Origin of the sequence: Sulfurovum sp., assembly GCF_041562805.1 — a bacterium.
Classification (GTDB): domain Bacteria; phylum Campylobacterota; class Campylobacteria; order Campylobacterales; family Sulfurovaceae; genus Sulfurovum.
Genome location: NZ_JBFFOH010000215.1, coordinates 1 through 3,450, shown reverse-complemented (window position 1 = coordinate 3,450; position 3,450 = coordinate 1). Strand labels below are relative to the sequence as shown.

Here is a 3,450-nt window from a genome sequence, read left to right as displayed (position 1 = left end):
TGGGGGTTATGAAAGATGAAGATGCCGAAGAGAAGATGAAAGCCCACGCCTGGTCTGAGTGTGGCGGTATTATCATAACCGGTGCGAAGGGGCATGAAGAGTATACGGTACTTTCGGTATTTGGATGGGAAAAAAGATGATTGCTTATAATCATTACATCAAATTTATTCCTAAGTTTACTCACCATAAAGAAGTAAAAGGTTCATTTTCTGATGTCATTACAATAATGAAGAGCGCTACTTCAGATATAAGTGATAAATTTAAATACGAGCTTGCATTTTTTAATAACCAAGAACGCGATATTTCTCTATATACTGACAGAGCGTTAGCCTGTACACAAAAAGGGCAGATATGGGCTTTTGAAGTGAAAAATGTTGTGACATTTTTTTGGCATAGCGGAACTTTTGTCTTGGAATATATAGCGTATAAAGATTTTACACCTGAGTTGTTGGAGTATTGGTGTTTGCATATCGTTTTGCCTATTTTTTTCACGGTCGAAGAGACTTTTGATTTTTTTCATGCTGGTGCCGTTGAAGTAATGAATAAACCTGTATTATTTGTAGCTGAATCTTTCGGTGGCAAATCAACTATGACAGACTTTTTTATGAAAGAGGGGCATACAGTTATCTCTGACGATAAAGTCGCTACCTATGAAAAAGAGGGACAGCTTTTCGCGGTACCTTCACATCCACATCACAGACCTTATCGTAAGATGGAAGATTTGGGCGTTTATATTGAAAATTTTGCGACACAAGCTAAGCCTATACAGGCTGTTTATGAACTGGAAAAAGCAGAGGCAGATGCAAAAATAACTATCACTGAACTTAGCGGTATAGAAAAATTTATTACATTGCGTCAAGCGAGTGAGTTTAACTTATCTTTCCAAAAAATGAAACGATTTGAATTTTTGATGAAGGTTGCAAAGAAAGTACCTGTTTTCAAAGTCAAAGTGCCATGGGATTTGGACCGAATGGGTGAAGTGCATAGAAGTATTGTTCAGCATAGTAGAAATTTAAAGTAAGGAAGAGCAAGTGAGCGGTATTTTCGGTGTTTTCAGTCGAAATGGGGAACCGGTAGACAGAGCGAGTGTCAATGCTATACTTGATGCCGTCTCTACTTGGGACCCTGACGAACGTAATGTGTGGATAAATGAAACTGTTGCATTAGGACACACAATGCTCTGGAATACAGCCGAATCCAAATATGAACATTTGCCGTTACACACAAAGAGCTGTGTACTTACAATGGATGCACGCATAGATAATCGTGATGAACTTGTCAAGGAGTTTAAATGGCTTGATCGTCCTTTGGAGAGGATCGGAGACAGCGAATTTATTTTGGAAGCGTATCTTAAATGGGGAGAGGACTGTCCAAAATATTTGTTGGGCGATTTTTCATTTGCGATCTGGGATGATCAAAAGCAACAACTTTTTTGTGCACGGGACCATGTTGGGATTAAACTTTTCCATTATTATATAAGTGACAAACTGTTCATTTTTTCAAACGATATTGAAGGAATCTTAGAACATACGGCTGTACCAAAAACTTTGGATGATAACACTGTTGCCACTTTTCTAAAAGATGAGGGAATTCATTCAAAAAGAGCGACTTTCTTCGAAAAGATAAAAAGATTACCTGCTGCTACAACACTGACAGTGACGAGACAAGGTGTAACTGAGAAAAAATATTGGGATATTGAAAAAAGTCCTTCTATTCATTTCGACACGTATGAGGAGTATGTTGAAAGACTAAAAGAATTATTAGACAGTGCGGTAGAAGCCAGATTACGAACAGTTTTCCCGATTACTTCACATTTAAGCGGTGGCATAGACTCATCTCCTATAGCTGTTCTTGCCGCTCGAAAGTTGAAAAAAAGAAACAAGCGACTTTATGCATTTAATTGGATCAACGTTCCTAAAAATGATGAATATGAATATGAAGCCTGGAATTTTAGCAGAAGGATCGCAGCGTCTGAGAATATTATCCATAAAGAGTTTTCGATTGATCCAAAGTTTATGGTGAAACAGTATGAAGAGCATAACTTTTTAACGAGAGGCACGATGTTTTACTGGAGAGAATATGTTGTTCAGGAGATGGTTGAAAATATTGGTGCACGTACTGTACTCTCTGGGTGGGGAGGAGATGAACTGATATCGCACAGTGGCTCCACCTATATTGCTGACCTATGGTCCAAAGGGAAACTGTTAGAGGCCTTTAAACAGCTATTTTATGAAAAACGTCATCTAAAGTATTCATGGTCAAAATTTGTTAAACGTGGTCTTAGCCTCAGCCTGTCTCCTTACATTATAAATTTTTTAAGACATAAAAAAGAAGATGATGAGAATGAATCAGAATTTTATAATAGATATACAACAGAAGAATTTGCAAAGTTTATGGATGGTCATCAATGCAAAAAATTTCCTGTTGTAACAGGAGTGAGAAAAAAACAACTCGTGATGTTTGATTTTGGTCATCTTCAAAATCGAATTGAATCATGGGCTTTATCGGCTTTTCCAAGAAAGATAGAATATGTGTATCCTTTGCTTGATAAAAGAGTCGTTGAGTTTGCTATAGGTATACCAGAAGAGATGTTTTATCCCAAAGAAGGTGTAAGTAGACATTTTATGAAAAATGCTGTAGCTGATTTGCTACCATCAGATATCACTTGGTTTCCTAAACCGGATGAAACCAAGATCAATCAAGTATTAAAACAATATTTTACAACGGCGCTTGAAATCATGCAGAAAGCGTATAAAAACAAAGACGATAAGTTTAATAACAAATATTTGAAATACGATAAAATGAAATATGCATTAGAGACATTTGATTTTGAAAAATTCGATTCATTTGAGTTGCAAAATATTGTGGTGGCGATCTTATTAATAAATTCTATGAAAAAAATTTAGAGTTTCAGCTATTCTTCCATAGAGACAATTCTGTTCTCGGTTGTAAAATTATAGACGTATAGCTAAATGGGTCCAAAATAGTAGTATAATAGGGGAAATAAGATTAGGGGAATAATGATGACTCAAAAAAAAGTGACTGAGATTAAGAAGAAATGGGCAAAGCCTACGCTTTCAAAAATAGCATTAAAACTAGTCACATTAAGTGGTACATCGGGTATGGTCGAGCAAAACTCGGGACAAGGTGCAAGAACGAAAAGGGCGTAATTAGAGAGTGCCCATGCATTTAAACCAAACAATAAAGTTGTCTGACAACGTCTTCGCCCAGTTAGTCGATGATGAGATGGTTTTGCTTGATATGGCAAGTGAGAACTATTTTGGACTCGATGAAACAGGTAGTGCAATTTGGCAACAGTTGAGCAAGACAGGAAGTCTGCAAGCAACGTATGACGCCTTGATCGAAGAGTATGAGATTCAACCTGCCCAATTAGAAGCGGATATTTTTGCATTTGTACAGACCCTTGTTGATGCCGGGCTTGTCGAAGTT

At 37.1% G+C, this 3,450-nt stretch carries 5 protein-coding genes; all 5 read left to right on the top strand.

Annotated elements, in window-relative coordinates:
• The first annotated feature begins 8 nt into the window (after positions 1-8).
• Positions 9-140, top strand: a complete 132-nt coding sequence (locus tag ABYK33_RS14760) for a lasso peptide biosynthesis protein (protein WP_373033945.1) — start codon at positions 9-11, stop codon at positions 138-140.
• Complete coding sequence (locus ABYK33_RS14755) at positions 137-1,021, top strand: hypothetical protein (protein ID WP_373034064.1); 885 nt, start codon at positions 137-139, stop codon at positions 1,019-1,021. The genes ABYK33_RS14760 and ABYK33_RS14755 overlap by 4 nt, the downstream gene beginning before the upstream one ends.
• 10 nt (positions 1,022-1,031) lie before the next feature.
• Positions 1,032-2,906 (top strand): asparagine synthase-related protein, encoded by a 1,875-nt coding sequence (locus ABYK33_RS14750; protein ID WP_373034063.1) that lies wholly within the window; start codon positions 1,032-1,034, stop codon positions 2,904-2,906.
• A gap of 114 nt (positions 2,907-3,020) precedes the next feature.
• Positions 3,021-3,170: a hypothetical protein gene (locus ABYK33_RS14745; RefSeq protein WP_373034062.1), complete on the top strand. Its 150-nt coding sequence runs from the start codon at positions 3,021-3,023 to the stop codon at positions 3,168-3,170.
• A 13-nt stretch (positions 3,171-3,183) separates the two neighbouring features.
• A partial coding sequence (locus ABYK33_RS14740) for a PqqD family protein (RefSeq protein WP_373034065.1) occupies positions 3,184-3,450 on the top strand: 267 nt, incomplete at its 3' end.

What these genes read in the sequence shown, in the direction of transcription:
- ABYK33_RS14760 (WP_373033945.1), top strand. Translation starts at nt 9, where the DNA reads ATGAAAGATGAAGATGCCGAAGAGAAGATGAAAGCCCACGCCTGGTCT.
- ABYK33_RS14755 (WP_373034064.1), top strand. Translation starts at nt 137, where the DNA reads ATGATTGCTTATAATCATTACATCAAATTTATTCCTAAGTTTACTCAC.
- ABYK33_RS14745 (WP_373034062.1), top strand. Translation starts at nt 3,021, where the DNA reads ATGATGACTCAAAAAAAAGTGACTGAGATTAAGAAGAAATGGGCAAAG.